Source organism: Hyphomonas beringensis (assembly GCF_000682755.1).
GTDB classification, from domain to species: domain Bacteria; phylum Pseudomonadota; class Alphaproteobacteria; order Caulobacterales; family Hyphomonadaceae; genus Hyphomonas; species Hyphomonas beringensis.
In genome coordinates this window covers 1-322 of the sequence record NZ_AWFF01000116.1, presented here as the reverse complement: position 1 = coordinate 322, position 322 = coordinate 1, and the positions used below count along the sequence as shown (strand labels likewise).

The following is a 322-nucleotide window of genomic DNA, read 5'->3' as shown; positions in this document are numbered from 1 at the left end:
GATCAGGCCTTCAACTCGCTCGATGCGCAGCGGGAGGCCTGTGAGAGTTATATCGCCAGTCAGCGGCATGAAGGCTGGAAGCTGGTTCCAGCCCATTATGATGATGGCGGATTGTCAGGTGGCAATCTGGAACGCCCTGCACTTCAGCGGCTTCTGGAAGACATCGCTGCCGGCAAGGTCGATCTTATCGTCGTCTACAAGATCGACCGGCTAACCCGCTCGCTGTCCGACTTTGCCAGGCTGGTTGACCGCTTCGATGCGGCGGACTGCTCTTTCGTTTCTGTCACCCAGTCCTTCAACACGTCGACCAGCATGGGACGGC

Annotated in this window: 1 protein-coding gene; it reads left to right on the top strand. The window is 58.4% G+C overall.

Annotated elements, in window-relative coordinates; translation table 11 throughout:
• The coding region (locus HY29_RS18090) for a recombinase family protein (protein ID WP_034799890.1) at positions 1–322 on the top strand (322 nt) is incomplete at both ends.